We start from the raw sequence: 21165 nt of genomic DNA, 5'->3' as shown, positions 1-21165 counted from the left end.
ACTGTTATCATCTACCTTGCGCCTGTTGGAATATTGGTCGGTACGAGGCCCCACTCGTTTCGAGACCCGAGATGAGCGGGGGACTCGAGTCCGGCCGCTCGGGCGCCGATTCTCTCAGACCGTACCGACCGATACTCGTTTTGCGGTTCGCGAGACATCACTCCGTATGACCACGACGACCGTGTTGTTCGACCTGGACGACACGCTCTACGCGTACCCGCCGTGTAAGGAGGCGGGGCTCGAGGCGGCTCGAACGACCGCGCTCGACCTCGGGTACGAGTTCGATCGGGCGGGCTTCGACGCCTTCTACCAGTCGGGCCGTCGGGAGGTAAAGCGCGAACTCTCCGGGACGGCCGCGACCCACGAACGGTTTCTGTACTTCAAGCGCGCGCTCGAGGAGCGAACCGAAGAGCCCAGAGTCGGCGACGCGCTAGCGCTCGGCGAGGCGTTCTGGGAGGCCTACATCGACGAGATGGAGCTTTTCGATGGCGTCGCGGAGACCCTCGAGACGCTGGGCGAGAACGGCGTCGCGGTCGGTATCGTCACGAACCTCACGACGCGCATCCAACTCGAGAAGGTCGATCGACTCGGACTCGAGGCCCACATCGACCTCCTGCTCACCTCCGAAGAGACCGGCCGCGAGAAGCCGGGTTCGGTCATGTTCACGCTGGCGCTGTCGCGACTCGAGTCCCGACCGTCGGAGGCGGTGATGGTCGGCGACGACGTCGAGGCGGACATCGTCGGCGCGAACGCGGTGGGCCTCGAGACGGTGCTCTGGAACGCCGATCCCGAAACTTCGCTCGAGGGCCACCGAGCGCCCGACCACAGATTAGATGCGTTCGGCGAGCTAACGGAGGTGATACTGTGATCCTCGAGAGCCAGCGACGACAGGTGGTCGAACACGCGCCGGATCTCGCCGCGTTGACGCCCGGCCGGACGGGCAATCTGAGCGTTCGCGACGGCAACACCGGCGACGCCTTCGCCGTCACGCCAACGGGCGTCCCCTACGACAGTTTCGACGCCGCAGACGTGCCGGTCGTCGGCGTCGATGGCGAGCACCGCGATGGAAATATGGCACCGAGCAGCGAGGTGCCGATGCACGCCGCGATCTACCGACGCGAGGACGTCGGCGCGATCGTCCACACCCACTCGCCGTGGTCAACGGCGATGGCGGTCGCCCACGAGCCCCTGCCGCCGATCCACTACATGATCGTCGCCGTCGGAAAGTCGGTCCCGATCGCCGAGTACGCCCCCTACGGCACCGACGCACTCGCCGAGAACATCGTGACGGCGATGGACGAGGCCGACGCGACGGCGTCGTTCATCGAGAACCACGGGCTGGTCGTTACCGCACCCGATTTGGGGACCGCCCTCGAGAACACCCACCACGTCGAGAGCCTGGCTCGGTTGTACCTGCAGACGAGAGCGGCCGGACTCGAGCCGCGGACGCTCTCGGACGAGCAGTTGGAGACGGTGCTCGAGAAGTTCGAATCCTACGGGCAGTGATCTGACGATCCACACGGACGAATCGGCGTTACGAGGCCTCGTCGAATCCCGCTTCGAACCAGAACGTACCGTCTCGCTGGATCACCTCGCCGTCGACCTCGAGGCGCGAATCGTGGCTCACGTCCACGAGGATGTCCGCGTGGACGGCACTCTCGTTGAACGGCCGGTCGTCGGGAACGCACTCTTCCATCGCGTTTCCGAGCGCGAGGTGGACGGTGTCGCCCATCTTCTCGTCGAAGAGGATATTGTCGGTGACGCAGTCGATGCCGCGGTTCATCCCGACGCCGAGTTCGCCGACGCGGCGCGCGCCGTCGTCGGTCTCGAGCAAACTCCGTAGCGCGTCGGCACCGTGGGTCGCGGCGTGGTCGACGACGATTCCATCCTCGAAGACGAGTCGGACGTCCCGAATCTCCCGTCCGTGTCGGTAGAGCGGTACGTCGAAGCGGATTTCGCCCTCCACGGTATCGGGCACCGGCGACGTAGCTACTTCGCCGCCGGGCATGTTTCGCTTTCCGGCGTCGTTGATCGTCGTCATTCCCGCTATCGAGAGCCGGAGGTCGGTGCCGTCACCCGAGACGACCCGAACGGTGTGTGCGTCGTCGAGGCGCTCGACGACTCGCTGCTGGCGCTCACGTTGGGCCGCCCAGTCGCGATCGATCGCGTCGTAGACGTAGTCGGTCCACGCCGCGGTGCTCATCTCGGCCCGCTGGGCGTCCCTAGGAGCGGGATGCTGGGTGATCACCCACCGGGTCTCGAGGCGCTCCTGCAAAACCGGCTGTTTCGCTCGACTCGAGGGTTGGCTCTTCGCCGGATCGACGTCACTCCCTTCGGCGGCGTTTTCGCTCGCCTTGATCATGATGACGGCATCCGTTTCCCGCATCGTTGCGAGCTGGTGGGCTTTCGTGTCGAAGTCGTCGGGGTCCATTGCGCGAGCGTAGGCGCGGCCGGCTCGCGGGTTCAGCCACTCGGTCACGGGGTGGGCGCCGCGTTCGCCGATCCGCTCATAGAGGGCGACGACGAGGTCCTCGGCGGCCGTCGGTGCGCGGACGAGCACGGCGTCCCCCGGTTCGATTTCAGTACAGTAGTCGACGAGAACCTCGGCGTGGCGCCTGATTCGATCGTCCATACTCGACCCACGAACGATCGGGGCAAATATGTCGGCCAGGCGGGACGAAAGTGAAAGTAAACCGGACCGCGGGTGTGGCCGGTGGAAATCTCGACCACACGGTCTTCGTCCGTCGATTGCGGAGACGACGGTCTGTCCGGCGAGGATCCGCTGGAGACCCGCTGTCAGTCTCGATCGGCCAGCAGGTCGCTCGCGGTCACCAGCGACTCCATCTCGACGCCGGCGTCCTCGACGTTCTCGCGGCCGCCCTCCTCGCGGTCGACGACGACCAGCGCGCGGTCGACGGTCGCCCCCGCTTCGCGAAGCGCCTCGATGGCGTCGACCAGACTCGTCCCCGTGGTCACGATGTCCTCGAGCACCACGACCTCCTCGCCGTCCTCGAGTCGGCCCTCGATCAGGTTCCCGGTGCCGTACTCCTTGCGCTGCTTGCGCGCGATGACGTAGGGAACGCCGGCCGCGACGCTGGTGGCTGCGGCGAGCGGGACGCCACCGAGGGCGACGCCGCCGAGTTTGTCGTCGGCGTCCACGCGCTCCGCGAACGCCTCGGCGATGGTCTCGAGGCAGTCGGGATCGGTCTCGAAGAGGTACTTGTCGACGTAGTACTCGCTGGTGCCGCCGTGGGAGAGTTCGAACTCGCCGAACTTGACGGCCTCCGCCTCGCGCAGGGCGTCGATGAGTGCCTGGTTCGTCATTGCTCGAAGGGGCGCACCGAACCAAAATAAGCGGTGTGGAACGGCGCGGTGGCGAGCACGAGGGATCGACGCGAGCGCAATCCAGCGACGGCGACACGAGACGCCCGGTCCGTCGCCGTCAGGCCGTCCTCCCGCGGACGAAGCTTTTTGTCCCCTTCAGTGAGTGTAACGAGTAATGACAGCATCTCGCGCACCAGAACCGCACCCCGACGTCAAGACCTTCCTCGAGATGTACAACTCCCTCGACACGCCGTCGTTCGACGAGGTCTCGGCCGAGGAGGCGCGTCAAATATTCGACCAGCGGGTACTCGGGGGTGATCCGGTGGTCGATCTCGAGTCCGTCGAGGATCGGACGATCGACGGCCCGAACGGGGAGATTCCGATTCGGATCTACGAACCCGGGACGGCGAACGGATCGAGCGACGACGCTGGCGCGGAGGGCGATCGACCGCTGATGCTGTACTTCCACGGCGGGGGCTGGGTGATCGGGAGCATCGAGACCCACGATAATACGTGTCGAAAGCTGGCCAACGACTCGGGGTATCCCGTCGTCAGCGTCGACTATCGGCTCGCACCCGAACATCCCTTCCCCGCGGGGCTCGAGGACTGTTACGCCGCCCTCGAGTGGGCTGTAGACGCCGCACCCGCCCTCGAGGCCGACTCGGATCGGATCGTGTTGGCGGGCGACAGCGCGGGCGGGAACCTGGCGGCGGCGACGGCGCTGCTCTCGCGGGATCGCGGCGGCCCCGAGATCGCGTATCAACTGCTCGTCTATCCAGGGACGGGCGACGCGGCCGAAACGAATTCCTACGAGGAGAACGCGGAGGGCTACGCCCTCACGGCCGACGACATGGCCTGGTTCCGCGAGCAGTACCTCGAGCGGGAGATCGACGACGGCAACATCTACGCGTGGCCGCGACTCGCGAACGATCTCTCCGGGCTCCCGCCCGCGACGGTGCTGACCGCCGGATTCGACCCGCTTCGGGACGACGGGGCGGCCTACGCGAATCGACTCGAGGACGCCGGCGTCCCCGTCATCTACCGCAACTACGACGACATGGTCCACGGCTTCTTCGGCATGATCTCCGAGCCCGTGAACCTCGACCGCGCCCACGCGGCCCACGAGGACGCCGTGAGCGATTTGCGCCGCACGCTCGAGTGACAGAGTGATCGGCCTCCTGGTCGCTCCCGTCACTCTAAACGGGAGTTACGGCTCGTCAGAATCGTCGTCCGGCTCTCGCGACGAATACCGAAAGAGCGCCCAGCTTTTGACAGCGGCGGTGAGCAGCATGATCACCAAGGCCAGAGTCAGCACGAACGTCTCGATCATCGCCGTTCGACAGCGTACTCCGTCGCGTCTCGTAACGTTGTCGACGCCCGACGGCGCGACGGCTTGACCTCTCCGCCGACCGACCAATCCAAAACCATCTAACGACGGCCGTACATCGCTTACAGCATGCACGTTTCTATCGTCGGCAGCGGCTATGTGGGAACGACCGTCGCCGCCTGTCTCGCGGATCTCGGCCACGACGTGGTCAACGTCGAAATCGACGAGGGGATCGTCGAGACGATCAACGCGGGCGAGGCCCCCATCCACGAGACCGGCCTCACGGACCGCATCGCCGAACACGCGGGCACGACCCTCCGGGCCACGACCGACTACGCCGAAGTTCGGGACACCGACGTCACCCTCCTCTGTCTGCCGACGCCGCAGGCCAACGACGGGAGCCTCGATCTGGCGATCATGCAGGCGGGTTCGGAATCCCTCGGTCGGGCGCTCGCCGAGAAGGACGACGACCACCTCGTGGTCGTCAAGAGCACCGTTCTGCCCGGAACCACCGAGGACGTCGTCGGTCCGATCCTCGAGGAGGAGTCCGGCAAACGGATCGGGAACGGTCTCGAGCTGGCGATGAACCCCGAGTTCCTGCGGATGGGGACCGCCGTCTCGGACTTCCTCGAGCCGGACAAGGTCGTCGTCGGGGCGACGAGCGAGGGGGCTGCGGCGACGTTGCGCGAACTCTACGCCCCAATTGTGGAGCGCGAGGAGACCGACCTCGTCGAGACCGACATCCGGGAAGCCGAACTCATCAAGTACGCCAACAACGCCTTCCTCGCGTCGAAGGTCTCGTTGGTGAACGAACTGGGTAACATCTCGAAGGAGTACGGCGCGGACGCCTACGAGGTCCTCGAGGCGGTCGGGCTCGACGACCGCATCTCCGAGCGGTTCATGCGCTCGGGACTGGGCTGGGGCGGCTCCTGTTTCCCGAAGGACGTCGACGCCTTGCGGGCCGGCGCGCGCGGTCAGGGCTACGACCCCGCGCTGCTCGACGCCGTTGTTGCGGTCAACGACGCCCAGCCCCGGCGACTCGTGGATCTGCTCGAGACCCACGTCTCACTCGAGGGCGCTCGCATCGCGGTGCTCGGGCTCTCCTTCAAGCCCGGCACGGACGACATCCGAAAATCCCGCGCGCTGGACGTCCTCGAGTACCTCGAAGCGCGCGGCGCACGAGCCGTCGCCTACGATCCGGTCGCGGTCGAGAACGTGCGCGAGAAACACCCGAATCTCGAGGTCGAGTACGCCGATTCCGCGGCCGCGGCGCTCGAGGGGGCCGACGGCGCGGTCGTCGCGACCGACTGGCCCGAGTTCGACGACCTCGCGTTCGACGGGATGGCTCGGCGAGTGGTGGTCGACGGCCGTCGGATCGACGTCGACGAAGCGGATCTCGAGGTCTACGAGGGCCTGACCTGGTAGGACGGCCGACGAACGGGCGGCGAATCGTCGACTGACCGTCGCCCGGTAGCCGATCCCTGATAAATCGAGTACCGGTCAATCAGTAATTTTTTGCGGTCACGGTGGAGAGTGGCTCTCGATGGACAATGACGCGGTTCGCGCGGACTCGAAAATTACCGTCGGCGACGGAGAGGTCATCGCCATGAGTCGCGAAACGCGCGAGATCACTCCCGAAGAGGTCTGCGTCCTCATTCCGACGTTGAACGAGGCGGCCACGATCGGCGACGTTATCGACGGCTTCTACGAGGAGGGGTACACGAACGTTTTCGTCGTCGACGGCGACTCGAGCGACGAGACGCGCGAGATCGCCCGCGACCGCGGGGCCCACGTCCTCGTCCAGTCCGGCGACGGGAAGGGACAGGCCGTCCGCGAGGCCCTCGAGTACGTCAACGTCCCCTACGTGTTGATGCTCGACGGCGACGGCACCTACGATCCGGCCGACGCGGGTCGGATGCTCGAGCCCCTCTCGCGGGGGTACGATCACGTCATCGGCAACCGATTCGCGGAGATGGACGACGACGCGATGAAGGCGCTGAACGGCTTCGGGAACCGGCTGATCAACAAGTCGTTCCGGTTTATCCACGGCGCGGACTACGACGACATCCTCTCGGGCTATCGCGCCTTCACCGTCGACTCGTTCGAGCGACTCGGACTCGATTCGGACGGCTTTACGATCGAGACGGAGCTCGCGGTCGAGTGTGTCAAACACGGGATCGAGACGACGGTCGTTCCGGTCAGTTACGCCGCCCGGCCCGAGGAGTCGGAGACGAACCTCCACCCGCTGAAAGACGGCGGGACGATCGTCCTCGCGCTGTACTCGCTCGCGAAGACGAACAATCCGCTCTTTTACTTCGGGAGCCTCGGCGTCGCCGGCATCCTCTCCGGCGGCGTCGTCGCGTCCTACGTTCTCTGGCAGTGGGTGCAGTACGGCATCGGCCACGAGATCCTGGCGATGGTTTCGGCGGCCGCGATCCTGCTCGGCGTGCAGCTGCTTATGTTCGGCGTTCTGTCGGACATGCTCGTCACGCTCCACCGCGAGCAGCGCCGTCGTCTCGAGCAGATCACGCGGAACTCTCGAGAGCGAGACGAACGAGACGACGAGTAGCGGCGGCCGGGATTAGAAGGGAAGCATCGAGCGGACTTGCTGGAAGACCCCACCGGAGTTGTTTCGACGGTACTCCTCGAACGGTTCGTGAAGCTGATTGAGCAGCTCCTGGCGCGAGCGAAACTCCGCCGTGGGGATTTCGTCGAGCATCTCCCCCAGCGCGACGGTGTTCCCGTGGACGTCGTAGGGGATCTGCTCGTGGCCGAGTTCAGCTGCGACGTCGTCCCTCGTCGCCGGAAACGAGAGGTCGGACCGTCTGAGCCGCGCGTCGATCGCGGCGATTCCGAACTCGACGCTCTCCGGTTCGTCGTCGTCTCCGCCCGATGGTGGCCGAACTCCCATACCGACCCGTAGGGAGTCCGATAGCAAAACCGCTACGAAGACTGGCGGCAGAAACTATGTGGTGTAGTGACATGGGGCTGCTGCGCTCCGTGCCGGCTGTCGACACGCATTTGACGCCGGCGACGGAGTATCGTGTATGACCGAGTACACCACGGTGTCGATCCCGAAGGATCTCGCCGAACGCGTCGAGGACACGATCGAAGGCACCAGCTTCCAGAGCACGAGCGACCTCACGCGATTCCTGCTTCGCAGTATCGTCATCCAGCACCAGAAGCGAGGCGAACTCACCGAGGCCGAGTTCGAGGAGATCACCGAACAGCTTCGCGGACTGGGCTATCTCGAGTAGTTGACGTTCGTCACCGCTGGTCGTTTCACTCCGCCGACGGACCAGCCGCGTATCAGACTCGAGGCGGCTAGTTCCGCCCGGAGGTCGAAACCCATGCCACACATTCCATCGAAATCGAACGACGATGAGGATGGACGAGAGTCGAACCGCGGCGGCATCATCGACCGGATAATCGGTGACGGGCCGTCGACGCCCAGCGGTTGATCAGTAGCGACTCGCTCAGCCCACACCGTCGCAGCCGCCCCGAACTCCCGTTTTCGGAGAGCTACTCCACAGCGGCTCGCTTCGCGGCGACTTAGCTCGGCAGCGACTGGTCCGGCGGGCGAGCGTCGATGACCTCGAGCGGCTGTCGCTCGCCGCGGCGGTCGAAGGCGGCGAACGTCCGCTCGTTGAGCTCCCACGGCGGCACGGCGACGAAGATGACCTCTGCGAGGTCGTCCCGTTTGGTCACCTCGAGCTCGCGGACCGGGTGGGAGACAAAGTGTCCCTGCGCCTGTCGGGCGGGCGTCGAGAGATTAACGCCGAAGACGGCGTTGACGGCATTGCCGGGGTCAGGGAGGAAAAAGTCCGTAAAGACCGGCGTCTCGGGTGCGAGTCCGGACGCGCCCTCGAGTTCGCCCGCGGGCGTGATCGAGACGCCGGTCGCCACGCGATCCGGATCGGCGTCGCTGGCCAGGTCGAGCAGGACGTCGACGAGGGCGCGCGTGATGTAGACCACACCGGTCGGTACGCCCGGAGCGTAATTAGCTGTATCCCCAGCAGGTGTCGACTACACCGGGGCGAACTGCCGGAGCATCCCGGCGACGAGTCGCGGCGTCCCCCGGCGGGAGTTCTCGAGTGCCTCCTCGAGTGCGCCGGGCGCGTCGGTCGTGATCCCGGCGCCGTGACCCACGAGAATTCGCTCGGGCGAGAAGCCGCCGAGAGCGTCCCGCGGCGGAACGAGCCGACGCATCGGGTGGACGCCGAGGCGTTCGCCGCCGGCGACGAAGTGGTCGACCGTCCCGAGCGACTCGGGGACGACGAGCGTGCCGTTCTCACGATCGTAGAGCGCGACCTCCCGCCAGAAGCGGTTGTCGACGACGGTGTGGGCCTCGAGACCGGTATCGGAGAGTTCGTCCGTAAAGCGGGCGACCGGGGCGTCGATCTCCTCGGTGACGCCCTCGAAGATTCGCGGCAGGTAGACCGGGACGTTGTGCCGGTTTGCGATCTCCGCGGCGTCGCGTTTGTGGCGGTCGAGCAGGACGACGACACCGGTGACGTCGCCGAACTCGGCGAACAGGTCGTCGACCCCTTCGGCGTCGACGGGATCGATAATCCAGACCTCGCCGTCGACCTCGAGGACGTGGCTCGTTCGCTGCATCGCCTCGTCGGGGTGGGCGATCCAGCTGACGCCGCCGTCGAAGCGGTTACACTCCGCGAAATCGGTCGCCTCCTCGTCGGCGCGAATAGTCATACCCGATTGCTACGGCCGTTTCGGGCATAAACGTGGGTGTCCCGGAAGGGGCTCTCCCGGCGCTGCCGGCGACGCCTCTATGCCCCTCCCGAAAGTACGGTCAGCTATGCTCACTGGGCTCTCCTGGCTCGCGCTCGAGGCCAAGTATCTCGATCGGGCGCGGTCGTTCTACGAGGAGACGCTGAATCTGACCCCGCTCGAGCGCGACGACGGCGAAATCGCGTTCGAGGCGGGCGAGACCGATCTCGTCCTCCGGCGCCCCGACGGCGTCCCTCGCGGCGGGCTCCACACCCACTACGCGTTCTCGATCCCCGAAGCCGAGTACGACGACTGGTGGAATCGGTTGAGCGAGGAGTACGACCTCGAGGAGGCCCAGTTCGGGCCGGCCAGTTCGCTCTACCTCTACGATCCCGACGGGAACTGCGTCGAACTCGGCCAGCAGGACGTCGCGGGGCCGGGGATCGACGGCATCTTCGAGGTCGTCCTCGAGGTCGAGAGCCTCGAGCGTTCGGAGTCGTTCTACGCCGATCTCGGCTTCGAGACGGTCGATACGGGTGCGGACCGCAAGCGCGTCCGGATGAACGGCCCGATGGCGCTGGAGCTGTGGGAGCCACACCTCGGAATCGCGGACGCCCGCGGCGGCGTCCACGTCGATCTGGGATTCGAGACCACCGAGCCGACGGCGGCGCTCGAGGCGGTCTCAGATCGCGTCCAGCGCGTCGATCACGTGGACGACGAGCGAGTCGTCGTTCGGGATCCGGACGGGCACTTCCTCACGTTTACGACGTAGATCCACCCTCGGTTCGTCAGTTGGCGAGTTACTGACGATCGAACCCGATCTGAGGGCGTCGACGACCGTCCTCCGACGTTTCGTCTGATCGTCGGCGGACTGCTCGAAACGGGTACGGCTCTGATCGAGTACGTGCCTGCCCAGCGCAAGCCCGACGCTTATCGAAATCAGCGCTGTCCCATCGAACGGAAACATGAGCATCGATTCAACCAAAGACCTCTTCGTAACCGGACTCAAGCACGCGTACTACACCGAACAGCGACTCCTCGACGCGCTCGAGGAACTCGAGGAGACCTCCTCCAACGAGGAACTGCAGAGCGGGTTCGCCGAGCACCGCGAGGAGACCGAGATTCACATCGACCGCATCGAGGACGTATTCGACCAGCTCGACGTCGAAGCGGAGGCCGAAGAAGACCCCGTCGTCGAGGGGATGATCGAGGCCCACGAGGAGTTCATGGGCAAGGGTCCCAGCGAGCAGGCCATCGACCGATTCAACATTGCCGCCGGGCAGAAGTCCGAACACTACGAGATTTCGGTCTACGGAAACCTCATCCCGATGGCCGACCAGATCGGGATGGACGACGCCGCCGACACCTTAGAGGAGACGCTTCGGGAGGAGCAAGCGGAACTCGAGACCCTCTCGGAGATGGGCGAGCAGTTCGATTACGACGAACTCGAGGCCTCTGGGTAACGCGCTGACCCGGTCAAACACTCGGATTTCGCTTTTTCGACGTTGTGTGCGTTCTGTGAGACGTTTGCGTACCCCTCTGAGAACACGTGCGAGGTATTTGGGACAAGTCGGCGATGTAGCTGACGGACAGCTTTCTGCTCACGCTGGTGGGGATGAGTGTGTCGTTCCCTCGAGGACAGGCACGCGCGAGTGTGAGTACTTAGGACCCCCACGTGGTAGCCACCTCGGCATGACGACCGACGAAATCACGGACCTCCTGACGGAGGCCTACATCGACGAACTCGAGACCGTAATGAACTACCTGACCAACGCCATCGTCCTCGACGGCGTCCACGCCGAGGAGGTCAAAGCGAGCCTCGAGGAGGACGTCCAGGAGGAACTCGGACACGCACAGATGCTCGGCGAGCGCCTGAAGCAACTCGACGAATCGCCGCCGGGATCGGAGGCCTTCGAGGCCAACCAGCACAGCCTTCAGCCGCCGGCGGACACGACCGACGTCCAGTCGGTCATCGAGGGGGTGCTCGAGGCCGAAGACGATGCGATGGAGACCTACCGCGCGCTCCATAAGGCCGCCTCGGAGGCGAACGATCCCGTCACCGAAGACGTCGCGGTGACGATTCTCGCCGACGAGGAAGCCCATCACACGGAGTTCCGCGGGTTCCACAAGGAGTTCCCGCAGAACTAGTCGTCGCGTGGCCGGCGTTCAGGTGTAGTGCTGCATGGACGGAGTTTGGGGGCTTCCGCGAGCGAAGCTTCTGGCTTCGCGAGCGGGCCGACAACCGATGTGGAGAACGCGGCACTATGCGCCGCGACTAGGTGAACGGCGAGGCCGTGAACCAAGAGCGCTTGCGCTCGGAACAGAGGGTGGAGGCGAACGTTTTTCTCATCCCGGTTCGACCCACCCGGTATGAGCGATTTCGACCTCGACTTACGGACCGTCGAGGAGCACATCGACGAAGAACTCGACATCGAGGGCAGCATCATCCTCGGCATGCTCGATGGAACGACGCCGCCAGAGGAGTGGCTCGAGGCGATCTCCAAGGGGAACGTGCTCGTCCTCAACGTCGAAGGCGACGTGAACGAACTGGCGTCGGGCTTCGCCCGCGACATCAAGGAGTCGGGCGGCAACCTCGTCCACTTTCGAGGCTTCCTGCTCGTGACGCCGCCGGGCGTGGACGTGAGCACGGATCGGCTCTAGTTGGACAAATAAACCAAGCACGTGCGATGGCGCGCGCCGTCGATCAGTCCGCGTGAAAGCGAGGTTCGAGCGGAGTGAGAACCTCGGAAAGAGACCGGTGAACGGAGTGAACCGTGAGCGACAGCGGGGACTGATCGACAACGACGTGCGAGGTCGTCGCGAGTACCATGAGCGACTGCTCGGAAGGTGCTTTGTACCTTCCGGTGGATGAGTGAGTGAGCATCGCGAGCGTCGCGAGGCGCGGAGCGCCTCGGAAAGCGAACGGGGAGGGACGACCCGTGAGCGAACGTTGACGCGGAACCGGCGGTTCCGCGAACCGTCCGAACGGGTGCAAAGCACCCGTGAGGAGAAATCGGCTGGGGAGGATGGGGCACTCATCGCCGCCAGCGTGAGCAGGACACTCGATTTTCTCGTTCGCATCTGTCGCTACGGATCTACGGCGCACTGATACCGGCAGTTCGAGGATTCTCGAGTCCCCACACTCTTAGCGGCCCGATACGTAACTGACTCCCATGCGCGAACTCGACGACACGGACCTCGAGATCCTCGACCTCCTCCTCGAGAACGCTCGCCGACCGTACAAGGAGATTGCCGAGCAGGTCGACCTCACGCCGCCGGCCGTCTCGGATCGTATCTCGCGACTCGAGGAGCAGGGCATCGTCCAGGGGTTTACGATCGACGTCGACCGGGAGAAACTGCGCGGCGAGGTGCCCGTCCTGGTCGAACTCGAGGCGAAACCCGAGACCGTCGACGACGTCTACGCGGCCGCCGCGGAACTTCCGGGCGTCGACTCCGTTTCGGAGGCGATGGACGGCCGCGTGATCGTCCGCGCGACGGTGCCCGACGCGACCGCGCGCTCGTGGCTCGAGTCCGAACTCGACCTCGCGTGGCTCTCGGGGTACGACGTCACGCTGCTCGCCCGCTCGGATCGCGTCGCCGGCCTCTCGGCGGCGGGCTTCTCACTCGAGTGCGTCGTCTGCGACAAGCGGATTACCGGCGACGGCGTCACGCGGACCGTCGGCGGCGAGGTGAAGACGTTCTGCTGTCCGTCCTGCGAGGCCCGGTACGTCGAGGAGTACGAGTCGCGTCGGGACGCCCTCGAGTGAGCGAGTTCGAGCACCGCTCGACGGCTCCGTGCTCCCGCTCACTCGGCAGCTTCGCGTTTCCGTTCGACCGGCGTTCAAACGGCCCCTTGGTGGACGAACGGACGATAGGATCCCCTAGTTTGTGAAAATCTGTGCTCGAGTGTCATATTTGCCGCAACTTTGTGCCCACACGTCCACTGAGGTGCGCGCGCCAGCACTGGGGTGGCCGTCTGGGCGACGTTCCGGGTCGAATCGGGCGATGAACGGTTCGTTTTCGAAACGAAAAACAGTATGATACTAGGAGCATGAATATGTATTAGGTCGTTGATGTCGTGCGGTTTTTCGGCCTAGACGGCGAATTGTGTGAGTGTCTCACAGCAGTGATCGCCTCTCACAGCGTCAAGTTTATATACGACGTCGCACCTCGGGTTCAGATACAATGTCTTCACCAGACAACCCGTCCTCTGACACCAGTCAGGGGGGTCGAGTTCTTCCAGGGCACGTTAGATTCCACTGACGAAATAGAGTCAGCACGTGTTTTCGATACGACCCTCCGGGACGGCGAACAGTCGCCCGGAACTTCGTTCTCCTACGACGATAAACGGCAGATCGCGTCCATCCTGGACGATATGGGTACCCACGTCATCGAGGCAGGGTTCCCGGTCAACTCGGACGCCGAGTTCGAGGCCGTTCGTGATATCGCGTCATCGACCCAGACGACGACCTGCGGGTTAGCCCGCGTCGTCGATGGGGACATCGAAGCCGCACTGGATTCCGGTGTCGAAATGGTGCACACGTTCGTCAGCACCAGCGACGTCCAGATCGAGGATTCGATGCACGCGACGAGAGACGAAGTTGTACAGCGCGCAGTCGACTCGGTCGAACGCGTCGTCGAGACGGGAACCACCTGCATGTTCTCGCCGATGGACGCGACGCGAACCGACGAGGCGTTCCTGATGGACGTGATCGAAGCGGTCACGGACGCGGGAGTCGACTGGATCAACATTCCGGACACGTGTGGCGTCGCCACGCCGACGCGGTTCAAGGCCATGATCGAGAAGGTCTGTGCCCACACCGACGCGCGGATCGACGTCCACACGCACGACGACTTCGGGCTGGCCACCGCCAACGCGCTGGCCGGCATTGAAGCGGGCGCGGATCAGGCCCAGGTCTCGGTCAACTCCATCGGCGAGCGGGCCGGTAACGCCGCCTACGAGGAGTACGTGATGGCCATCGAGTCGCTCTACCAGACCGATACGGGGATCGACACGACGCGAATCACCGAACTCTCCGAGATCGTCGAGGAGAAAAGCCAGATGGAGACGCCGGGCAACAAGCCGATCGTCGGCGACAACGCCTTCTCCCACGAGAGCGGGATCCACGCCGCCGGCGTCATCGAAAACTCCGACACCTTCGAACCCGGCGTGATGACGCCGGAGATGGTCGGCGCCACGCGAAAGCTCGTCATGGGCAAACACACCGGCACCCACTCGGTCCGCGAGCGGCTGATCGAGCGCGGATTCGACCCGTCGGAAGATCAGGTCAGAGCGGTCACCCGCCGCGTCAAAGACTACGGCGCCGAGAAGCGCCGCGTCACGGTCGACGACTTGGAGCGCTTCGCCGAAGAGGCCGGCGTCGAACGCCAGCAACAGGAGGAAGAGGAGGTGCGCGTCTGAGGGATGTCCGCCACGTTTGCCACCGGCCGCGAGCCTTTGCTGTCGCGCTCGAGCGGTCGAACGTTCGCGGTTCACGGCTCGCGCAAAAATTGCAAGAGCCGTGAGACTCGCAACCATTATGAGCCTCGAGCAACCTACGGTAACAGTAATGACGGTCAGCGCTTCGCAGTCGGCTCGCACGCACGCAGCCGACGGCAGCGCGTTCGCTTCGATTCGTATTGTAGGGGCGCTCTCGCCCCACTTCTAGTACCTCGTAGCTCCCGACCGGAATTCGTCGCATCGTTTTCAGAGCGACACGTAACCCAGCAGATGACAGCATACCACACACCCAGCGCACGCACAACGGATCGCCGCACGGCGGCGGGAGGCAATCGATGAGCGAACGTGCAGCAAAAATAACCCCGGCGGACTCGGAGGAAGAGGCGGACGACCAGATCACCGACAGCGCGGCGCCGGACGCGGCCACCGAGGTCGACGAGGACGCCGACGCGACGTCGGCCCCAACACCGGTCACGACGGGTGCGGAATCCGTCGTTCGCGCGTTAGAAAACGCGGGCGTGGAGTACGCCTTCGGCGTGCAGGGCGGAGCGATCATGCCCGTCTACGACGCGCTGTACGATTCGGAGATCACCCACGTGACGATGGCTCACGAACAGGGCGCATCCCACGCGGCGGACGCCTACGGCATCGTCTCTGGCGAACCGGGCGTCTGTCTGGCGACCTCGGGGCCGGGCGCGACGAACCTCGTGACCGGCATCGCGGACGCCGACATGGACTCGGATCCGATGCTCGCGCTCACGGGGCAGGTGCCGACGGAGTTCGTCGGCAACGACGCGTTCCAGGAGACCGACACGACGGGCGTCACGACGCCGGTCACGAAGGACAACACCTTCTCGTCGGATCCGGACCGCGTCGGCAGCGACGTCAGCGAGGCGTTCGCGCTCGCCCGCGAAGGGCGACCCGGACCGACGCTGGTCGACCTGCCGAAGGACGTGACGAAAGCCGAGACGGACCGCGAACCCGACGCGCCGAAGACGCCCGACACCTACCACGTCCAGGAGCGGGCCGATCCGGAGACCGTCGCCGCCGCGGCCGAACGGATCGAGAACGCCGACCGTCCGGTCATGCTGCTCGGCGGCGGCGTCATCAAGGGCGAGGCCAGCGAGGCCTGCCGCGAGTTCGCCATCGAACACGAGATTCCGGTCATCACGACGATGCCCGGGATTGGGTCGTTCCCCGAGGATCACGAGCTCGCGATGGAGATGGCCGGTATGCACGGCACCGGCTACGCCAACATGGCGATCACCCACTGTGACACCATGCTGGCGATCGGGACCCGATTCGACGACCGGCTGACCGGCGGCATCGAGACCTTCGCGCCCGACGCGGAGGTCATCCACGTCGACATCGATCCCGCGGAGATCAGCAAGAACATCCACGCGGACTATCCGCTGATCGGCGACGCCGAGACGGTCGTCGGCCAGCTCAGCGAGGCCGTCGACGCCTCGCCGGCGGCCAAGAAGTGGCGCGTGCAGTGCCAGCAGTGGAAATCCGACTACTCGATGGCGTACGACGCACCGGAGGACAGACCGGTCCAGCCGGAGTTCGTCGTCGAGGCGTTAGACGAGGCCACCGCCGACGACACCATCGTCACCACCGGCGTCGGCCAACACCAGATGTGGGCCTGCCAGTACTGGACCTACACCGAGCCCCGCACGTGGGTCTCGAGTCACGGTCTCGGGACGATGGGGTACGGGCTGCCGGCCGCTATCGGCGCGCGACTCGCAGCCGATGACGACCAGGACGTCGTCTGTATCGACGGCGACGGCTCGTTCCTGATGACGCTGCAGGGGCTCTCCGTGGCCGTCCGCGAGAACCTGGACATCACGGTCGCCGTGCTCAACAACGAGTACATCGGCATGGTTCGACAGTGGCAGGACGCCTTCTTCGAGGGCCGACACTCCGCGTCGAACTACAACTGGATGCCGGAGTTCGACAAGCTCGCCGAAGCGTTCGGCGCCGCGGGCTTCCGCATCGACGAGTACGACGACGTCGCGGACACCATCGAGGAGGCCCTCGACTACGACGGCCCCTCGGTCATCGACGTCCACATCGATCCGCAGGCGAACGTCTATCCGATGGTGCCGTCCGGCGGCGACAACGGCCAGTTCGCACTGGAGGATGATCACCTATGAAGCGAGGACTCGATGGCCCCGCCCCGGAAGAGCGTCCGACCCCGGAGGGTCGGCGCAACAAACAGGGTATCCGGATCGATCCGGAGGTCGAGGCGAAACACGAGCCGCGCCGAACGGTTATCTCGGCGCTGGTCACCCACGAGCCCGGCGTGCTCTCGGACGTCTCGGGACTGTTCTCGAGGCGGCAGTTCAACATCGAGAGCCTGACCGTCGGGCCGACGGAAGACGACGACCGCGCGCGAATCACGGTCGTCGTCGAGGAGCCCGACCCCGGCATCGACCAGATCAAAAAGCAGCTCCGAAAGCTCGTGCCGGTAATCTCGGTGCGAGAGCTCGAGCCCGACGCGATGCGCCGGGAGCTGGCGCTGGTCAAAGTCACCGCCGACGAGCCCGCACAGGTCAACGCCGTCGCGGACATGTACGACGCGACGACCGTCGACTCGAGTCCGGAGACGGCGACCTTCGAGATCACGGGCTCCCGCCAGAAGATCGAAGCCGCGATCGAGACGTTCGGCCAGTTCGGCGTTCGAGAGATCTCCCGAACCGGTACGACGGCGCTCGCCCGGGGCACCGAAGACACGGCTGCGCCCGTGAGCGCGACGGAATCGGCCGCCGACGGGGCGAACCAAGACGGAACCTACACACAGACAGCTGACGATGACTGACGAATTCACCACCGAGATTTACTACGACGACGACGCAGACGTATCGACGCTCGACGACGAAACCGTGGCCGTGCTGGGCTACGGGAGCCAGGGCCACGCCCACGCGCTGAACCTCCACGAGAGTGGCGTCGACGTGATCGTCGGTCTCCGCGAGGAATCGGCCTCGCGCGACGCCGCCGAAGCGGACGGGCTGACGGTCGCGACGCCCGACGAGGCAGTGAAACAGTCGGGCTATATCTCCGTGCTCGTCCCCGACACCGTCCAGGCGTCGGTCTACGAGAACGACATCGAGCCGAACCTCGAGGCGGGCGACACGCTGCAGTTCGCCCACGGTCTGAACATCCACTACGGCCAGATCGAGCCCCCGGAGGGCGTCGACGTCTCGATGGTCGCCCCGAAGAGCCCGGGCCACCTCGTCCGGCGGAACTACGAGAACGACGAGGGGACGCCGGGGCTGCTGGCGGTCTATCAGGACACGACGGGCGACGCGGAGGAACGCGCCCTCGCGTACGCGAAGGGAATCGGCTGTACCCGCGCCGGCGTCATCGAGACGACGTTCCAGGAGGAGGTCGAGTCCGACCTCTTCGGCGAGCAGGCCGTCCTCTGTGGCGGCGTCACCTCGCTGGTCAAACACGGCTACGAGACGCTCGTCGACGCGGGCTACTCGCCCGAGATCGCCTACTTCGAGTGTCTGAACGAGCTCAAACTGATCGTCGACCTGATGTACGAGGGCGGCCACGCCGAGATGTGGGATTCCGTCTCCGATACGGCGGAGTATGGCGGTCTCTCCCGCGGCGACCGTATCGTCGACGAGCACGTTCGCGAGAACATGGAGGAGACGCTCGAGGAGATCCAGAACGGCGAGTTCACGCGGGAGTGGATCCTCGAGAACCAGGCCGGCCGACCGAGCTACACCCAGCTTCGACAGGCCGAGAAGAACCACGAGATCGAGGAGGTCGGCGCCCGACTGCGCGACCTGTTCGCGTGGGCAGAGGACGAGGACGCGGAAGACGAAGAGGACGACTCCGTCCGCGTGCAGGCGGACGACTGAGATAGCACACGATTCAGAACCATGACCCAGAACGAGAACACGGACACGATGGCCGACGTCAGCCACAAGAATCCCTACACCGGGGAGACGGCTGGACGGCTGTTCAGCCGCGGCCCGACCGTCGTCACTGACGGGGGGACCGACGGTGAAGAGCCGTCGGCAACCGATCCGAACGGACGCACGGACGAGGAACCGGAGACGATGGCGGACGTCGAACACACGCCGCCACAGGACGCCGACGACGCGAACCGCGTCTTCGAGCGCGGCCGCAAACCCGCCCCAGAGGACACAGAATGAGCGAGGGAACGCTGTACGACAAGGTCTGGGATCGACACAAAGTAACCCGCCTGCCAACCGGGCAGGATCAGCTGTTCGTCGGCCTTCACCTCATCCACGAGGTCACGAGCCCGCAGGCGTTCGGGATGCTCCGCGAGCGCGACCTCGAGGTCGCCTTCCCGAAACTGACCCACGCGACGGTCGACCACATCGTCCCGACGGCCGACCAGTCCCGCCCGTACAAGGAGGACGCGGCCGAGGAGATGATGAGCGAACTCGAGCAGAACGTCCGCGACGCGGGCATCGACTTCTCGGACCCGACGACGGGCGATCAGGGGATCGTCCACGTCATCGGTCCGGAGCAAGGGCTCACTCAGCCCGGCAAGACGATCGTCTGCGGCGACAGCCACACCTCGACCCACGGTGCGTTCGGCGCGCTCGCGTTCGGGATCGGTACCAGCCAGATTCGTGACGTGCTCGCGACGGGCACCGTCGCGATGGAGAAGCAGCAGGTCCGCAAGATCCAGGTCGACGGCGAACTCGGCGAAGGCGTCGAAGCGAAGGACATCGTCCTCGAGATCATCCGCCGACTCGGCACGGAAGGCGGCGTCGGCTACGTCTACGAGTACGCCGGCGAGGCCATCGAGAACCTGGGCATGGAGGGACGGATGTCGATCTGTAACATGTCCATCGAGGGCGGCGCTCGCGCGGGCTACGTCAACCCCGACGAGACCACCTACGAGTGGATGAAAGAGACGGACTACTTCCAGGAGAACCCGGAGAAGTTCGACGAACTCAAACCCTACTGGGAGTCTATCCGTTCCGACGACGACGCGGAGTACGACGATGTCGTCACGATCGACGCGAACGAACTCGAGCCGGTCGTCACCTGGGGAACGACTCCGGGGCAGGGCGTCGGCATCACCGATCCGATCCCGGCCCCCGAGGACCTGCCTGCGGACAAGCAAGACACCGCGCGACGCGCCCAGAAGCACATGCGCGTCGAACCCGGCGAGACGATGGAGGGCTACGAGATCGACGTCGCCTTCCTCGGCTCCTGTACGAACGCTCGACTGCCCGACCTACGCCGTGCGGCGGCGCTCGTCGAGGGCCAGCAGGTCCACGACGACGTCCGCGCGCTCGTCGTTCCCGGCAGCCAGCGCGTCCAGGAGACCGCCGAGCAGGAAGGACTCAAGGACATCTTCGAAGAAGCCGGGTTCGAGTGGCGAAACGCCGGCTGTTCGATGTGTCTGGGGATGAACGAGGACCAACTCGAGGGCGACGAGGCCTGTGCCTCCTCCTCGAACCGGAACTTCGTCGGCCGTCAGGGCAGCAAGGACGGGCGAACCGTCCTGATGAGCCCGGGAATGGTCGCCGCGGCGGCGATCAACGGCGAGGTCTCTGACGTGCGCGATCTGAAGGAGGTGACGACAGCATGACGCACGAGGACGAGCGGAGCGAGTCCTCGGAACGAGCGAACGGGGAGGAACGACCCGTGAGCCACGCCGCCGAGGTTCGGGAGGTCCGAACCGACGGCGGCGACGAAGTCGAAATTCCGGAAGTCAACTACGTCTCCGGGTCGGCCGTCCCGATTCGGGGCAACGACATCGACACCGACCAGATCATCCCCGCGCGGTTCATGAAGGTCGTCACCTTCGACGGACTGGGCGAGTTCGCGTTCTTCGACCTGCGGTTCGATGACGACGACAACCAGAAGGAACACCCGTTCAACGAGGAGCGGTTCCAGGACTCCTCGGTGATGGTCGTCAACAGCAACTTCGGCTGTGGCTCCTCGAGAGAGCACGCGCCCCAGGCGCTGATGCGCTGGGGGATCGACGCCATCATCGGCGAGAGCTTCGCCGAAATTTTCGCGGGTAACTGTCTGGCCCTCGGCATTCCGACCGTCACGGCCGACAGTGAGACGATCCAGGCCTTACAGGACTGGGTCGACGCGAACCCCGACGGCGAGATCGATATCGACGTCGAGGCGGAAACCGTCACGTACGGAGACGAGACGATCGACGTTACCGTCGACGACGCCCAGCGCAAGGCGCTCGTCGAGGGCGTCTGGGACACGACGGCGCTGATGAAGTCCAACGCCGGCGAGGTTCGAAAGAAGGCCCAGGAACTGCCGTACGTCGAGGGCGCGGCGATTCCTGACGCCGAGTAGACTCGAG

The 21165-nt window shown here is 65.2% G+C and carries 23 protein-coding genes; 18 read left to right on the top strand and 5 right to left on the bottom strand.

Annotated features, from left to right (window positions below; all coding sequences use genetic code 11):
• Window positions 1-166: 166 nt before the first annotated feature.
• Complete coding sequence (locus tag ACSFDB_RS07525; RefSeq protein ID WP_440770399.1) at window positions 167-868, top strand: ribulose-1,5-bisphosphate 5-phosphatase; 702 nt, start codon at window positions 167-169, stop codon at window positions 866-868.
• A complete protein-coding gene (locus ACSFDB_RS07520; protein WP_440770398.1) occupies window positions 865-1506 on the top strand; it encodes a ribulose-1-phosphate aldolase in 642 nt (213 codons plus the stop codon). The genes ACSFDB_RS07525 and ACSFDB_RS07520 overlap by 4 nt, the downstream gene beginning before the upstream one ends.
• Window positions 1507-1534: 28 nt before the next feature.
• Here ACSFDB_RS07520 and ACSFDB_RS07515 read toward each other — a convergent pair whose 3' ends face one another.
• Window positions 1535-2632, bottom strand: a complete 1098-nt coding sequence (locus tag ACSFDB_RS07515) for an aminopeptidase (RefSeq protein WP_440770397.1) — start codon at window positions 2630-2632, stop codon at window positions 1535-1537.
• A 164-nt stretch (window positions 2633-2796) separates the two neighbouring features.
• Window positions 2797-3324, bottom strand: coding sequence for an orotate phosphoribosyltransferase (gene pyrE, locus ACSFDB_RS07510; RefSeq protein WP_440770396.1), 528 nt, complete (start codon window positions 3322-3324; stop codon window positions 2797-2799).
• A gap of 175 nt (window positions 3325-3499) precedes the next feature.
• On the opposite strand from pyrE, the gene lipP1 reads away from it, so the two are divergent.
• From lipP1 to aglJ, 3 genes are all read left to right on the top strand, one after another.
• Window positions 3500-4486 (top strand): LipP1 family hormone-sensitive lipase, encoded by a 987-nt coding sequence (gene lipP1 / locus ACSFDB_RS07505; RefSeq protein ID WP_440770395.1) that lies wholly within the window; start codon window positions 3500-3502, stop codon window positions 4484-4486.
• 294 nt (window positions 4487-4780) lie between these two features.
• Window positions 4781-6076, top strand: coding sequence for a UDP-glucose 6-dehydrogenase AglM (gene aglM, locus ACSFDB_RS07500; RefSeq protein ID WP_440770394.1), 1296 nt, complete (start codon window positions 4781-4783; stop codon window positions 6074-6076).
• Between the two features lie 118 nt (window positions 6077-6194).
• Window positions 6195-7220, top strand: a complete 1026-nt coding sequence (gene aglJ, locus ACSFDB_RS07495; protein ID WP_440770393.1) for an S-layer glycoprotein N-glycosyltransferase AglJ — start codon at window positions 6195-6197, stop codon at window positions 7218-7220.
• Between the two features lie 12 nt (window positions 7221-7232).
• Here aglJ and ACSFDB_RS07490 read toward each other — a convergent pair whose 3' ends face one another.
• A complete protein-coding gene (locus tag ACSFDB_RS07490; protein ID WP_440770392.1) occupies window positions 7233-7562 on the bottom strand; it encodes a hypothetical protein in 330 nt (109 codons plus the stop codon).
• 136 nt (window positions 7563-7698) lie between these two features.
• Between ACSFDB_RS07490 and ACSFDB_RS07485 the strand changes: the two genes are divergently transcribed.
• Entirely contained in the window at window positions 7699-7908 is a 210-nt protein-coding gene (locus ACSFDB_RS07485) for a ribbon-helix-helix domain-containing protein (RefSeq protein WP_006090254.1), read from the top strand.
• 295 nt (window positions 7909-8203) lie between these two features.
• Here the strand turns inward: ACSFDB_RS07485 and ACSFDB_RS07480 are convergent, their stop codons facing one another.
• Both ACSFDB_RS07480 and ACSFDB_RS07475 read right to left on the bottom strand, forming a co-directional pair.
• Window positions 8204-8626 carry a JAB/MPN domain protein-containing protein gene (locus ACSFDB_RS07480; RefSeq protein ID WP_440770391.1) on the bottom strand — a complete coding sequence of 141 codons (423 nt, stop codon included), beginning with the start codon at window positions 8624-8626 and terminating at the stop codon, window positions 8204-8206.
• Window positions 8627-8677: 51 nt separating this feature from the next.
• Window positions 8678-9361, bottom strand: a complete 684-nt coding sequence (locus ACSFDB_RS07475) for a hypothetical protein (protein WP_440770390.1) — start codon at window positions 9359-9361, stop codon at window positions 8678-8680.
• Window positions 9362-9467: 106 nt separating this feature from the next.
• Between ACSFDB_RS07475 and ACSFDB_RS07470 the strand changes: the two genes are divergently transcribed.
• The 12 genes from ACSFDB_RS07470 (at window position 9468) to leuD (ending at window position 21158) form a co-directional block, all read left to right on the top strand.
• Complete coding sequence (locus tag ACSFDB_RS07470; protein ID WP_440770389.1) at window positions 9468-10151, top strand: VOC family protein; 684 nt, start codon at window positions 9468-9470, stop codon at window positions 10149-10151.
• A 193-nt stretch (window positions 10152-10344) separates the two neighbouring features.
• Window positions 10345-10842, top strand: a complete 498-nt coding sequence (locus ACSFDB_RS07465; protein ID WP_440770388.1) for a YciE/YciF ferroxidase family protein — start codon at window positions 10345-10347, stop codon at window positions 10840-10842.
• Between the two features lie 229 nt (window positions 10843-11071).
• Window positions 11072-11527: a ferritin-like domain-containing protein gene (locus ACSFDB_RS07460; RefSeq protein ID WP_440770387.1), complete on the top strand. Its 456-nt coding sequence runs from the start codon at window positions 11072-11074 to the stop codon at window positions 11525-11527.
• Window positions 11528-11749: 222 nt separating this feature from the next.
• Entirely contained in the window at window positions 11750-12040 is a 291-nt protein-coding gene (locus ACSFDB_RS07455) for a DUF5779 family protein (RefSeq protein WP_090303165.1), read from the top strand.
• A gap of 512 nt (window positions 12041-12552) precedes the next feature.
• Window positions 12553-13146 (top strand): winged helix-turn-helix transcriptional regulator, encoded by a 594-nt coding sequence (locus tag ACSFDB_RS07450; protein WP_440770386.1) that lies wholly within the window; start codon window positions 12553-12555, stop codon window positions 13144-13146.
• A gap of 413 nt (window positions 13147-13559) precedes the next feature.
• Window positions 13560-14801 (top strand): LeuA family protein, encoded by a 1242-nt coding sequence (locus tag ACSFDB_RS07445; RefSeq protein WP_440771090.1) that lies wholly within the window; start codon window positions 13560-13562, stop codon window positions 14799-14801.
• Window positions 14802-15175: 374 nt separating this feature from the next.
• Window positions 15176-16996 (top strand): biosynthetic-type acetolactate synthase large subunit, encoded by a 1821-nt coding sequence (gene ilvB / locus ACSFDB_RS07440; RefSeq protein ID WP_440770385.1) that lies wholly within the window; start codon window positions 15176-15178, stop codon window positions 16994-16996.
• The gene (gene ilvN, locus ACSFDB_RS07435; protein ID WP_440770384.1) at window positions 16993-17661 is read left to right on the top strand and encodes an acetolactate synthase small subunit; all 669 of its coding nucleotides are present in this window, start codon (window positions 16993-16995) and stop codon (window positions 17659-17661) included. The genes ilvB and ilvN overlap by 4 nt, the downstream gene beginning before the upstream one ends.
• Complete coding sequence (ilvC, locus tag ACSFDB_RS07430) at window positions 17654-18712, top strand: ketol-acid reductoisomerase (RefSeq protein WP_440770383.1); 1059 nt, start codon at window positions 17654-17656, stop codon at window positions 18710-18712. Before ilvN ends, ilvC begins: the two co-directional genes overlap by 8 nt.
• A 21-nt stretch (window positions 18713-18733) precedes the next feature.
• A complete protein-coding gene (locus tag ACSFDB_RS07425) occupies window positions 18734-19009 on the top strand; it encodes a DUF7989 family protein (protein WP_440770382.1) in 276 nt (91 codons plus the stop codon).
• The gene (leuC, locus tag ACSFDB_RS07420) at window positions 19006-20427 is read left to right on the top strand and encodes a 3-isopropylmalate dehydratase large subunit (RefSeq protein ID WP_440770381.1); all 1422 of its coding nucleotides are present in this window, start codon (window positions 19006-19008) and stop codon (window positions 20425-20427) included. Before ACSFDB_RS07425 ends, leuC begins: the two co-directional genes overlap by 4 nt.
• A complete protein-coding gene (leuD, locus tag ACSFDB_RS07415) occupies window positions 20424-21158 on the top strand; it encodes a 3-isopropylmalate dehydratase small subunit (protein ID WP_440770380.1) in 735 nt (244 codons plus the stop codon). Before leuC ends, leuD begins: the two co-directional genes overlap by 4 nt.
• Window positions 21159-21165: the final 7 nt, after the last annotated feature.

The organism is Natronorubrum amylolyticum (assembly GCF_052040145.1).
Lineage (GTDB): Archaea > Halobacteriota > Halobacteria > Halobacteriales > Natrialbaceae > Natronorubrum.
Note: the sequence above shows the minus strand (reverse complement) of the source record. Positions and strands in the feature narration are given on the sequence as shown.

What these genes read in the sequence shown, in the direction of transcription:
- ACSFDB_RS07525 (WP_440770399.1), top strand. Translation starts at nt 167, where the DNA reads ATGACCACGACGACCGTGTTGTTCGACCTGGACGACACGCTCTACGCG.
- ACSFDB_RS07515 (WP_440770397.1), bottom strand. Translation starts at nt 2,632, where the DNA reads ATGGACGATCGAATCAGGCGCCACGCCGAGGTTCTCGTCGACTACTGT.
- pyrE (WP_440770396.1), bottom strand. Translation starts at nt 3,324, where the DNA reads ATGACGAACCAGGCACTCATCGACGCCCTGCGCGAGGCGGAGGCCGTC.
- lipP1 (WP_440770395.1), top strand. Translation starts at nt 3,500, where the DNA reads ATGACAGCATCTCGCGCACCAGAACCGCACCCCGACGTCAAGACCTTC.
- aglM (WP_440770394.1), top strand. Translation starts at nt 4,781, where the DNA reads ATGCACGTTTCTATCGTCGGCAGCGGCTATGTGGGAACGACCGTCGCC.
- aglJ (WP_440770393.1), top strand. Translation starts at nt 6,195, where the DNA reads ATGGACAATGACGCGGTTCGCGCGGACTCGAAAATTACCGTCGGCGAC.
- ACSFDB_RS07490 (WP_440770392.1), bottom strand. Translation starts at nt 7,562, where the DNA reads ATGGGAGTTCGGCCACCATCGGGCGGAGACGACGACGAACCGGAGAGC.
- ACSFDB_RS07485 (WP_006090254.1), top strand. Translation starts at nt 7,699, where the DNA reads ATGACCGAGTACACCACGGTGTCGATCCCGAAGGATCTCGCCGAACGC.
- ACSFDB_RS07475 (WP_440770390.1), bottom strand. Translation starts at nt 9,361, where the DNA reads ATGACTATTCGCGCCGACGAGGAGGCGACCGATTTCGCGGAGTGTAAC.
- ACSFDB_RS07470 (WP_440770389.1), top strand. Translation starts at nt 9,468, where the DNA reads ATGCTCACTGGGCTCTCCTGGCTCGCGCTCGAGGCCAAGTATCTCGAT.
- ACSFDB_RS07465 (WP_440770388.1), top strand. Translation starts at nt 10,345, where the DNA reads ATGAGCATCGATTCAACCAAAGACCTCTTCGTAACCGGACTCAAGCAC.
- ACSFDB_RS07460 (WP_440770387.1), top strand. Translation starts at nt 11,072, where the DNA reads ATGACGACCGACGAAATCACGGACCTCCTGACGGAGGCCTACATCGAC.
- ACSFDB_RS07455 (WP_090303165.1), top strand. Translation starts at nt 11,750, where the DNA reads ATGAGCGATTTCGACCTCGACTTACGGACCGTCGAGGAGCACATCGAC.
- ACSFDB_RS07450 (WP_440770386.1), top strand. Translation starts at nt 12,553, where the DNA reads ATGCGCGAACTCGACGACACGGACCTCGAGATCCTCGACCTCCTCCTC.
- ilvB (WP_440770385.1), top strand. Translation starts at nt 15,176, where the DNA reads ATGAGCGAACGTGCAGCAAAAATAACCCCGGCGGACTCGGAGGAAGAG.
- ilvN (WP_440770384.1), top strand. Translation starts at nt 16,993, where the DNA reads ATGAAGCGAGGACTCGATGGCCCCGCCCCGGAAGAGCGTCCGACCCCG.
- ilvC (WP_440770383.1), top strand. Translation starts at nt 17,654, where the DNA reads ATGACTGACGAATTCACCACCGAGATTTACTACGACGACGACGCAGAC.
- ACSFDB_RS07425 (WP_440770382.1), top strand. Translation starts at nt 18,734, where the DNA reads ATGACCCAGAACGAGAACACGGACACGATGGCCGACGTCAGCCACAAG.
- leuC (WP_440770381.1), top strand. Translation starts at nt 19,006, where the DNA reads ATGAGCGAGGGAACGCTGTACGACAAGGTCTGGGATCGACACAAAGTA.
- leuD (WP_440770380.1), top strand. Translation starts at nt 20,424, where the DNA reads ATGACGCACGAGGACGAGCGGAGCGAGTCCTCGGAACGAGCGAACGGG.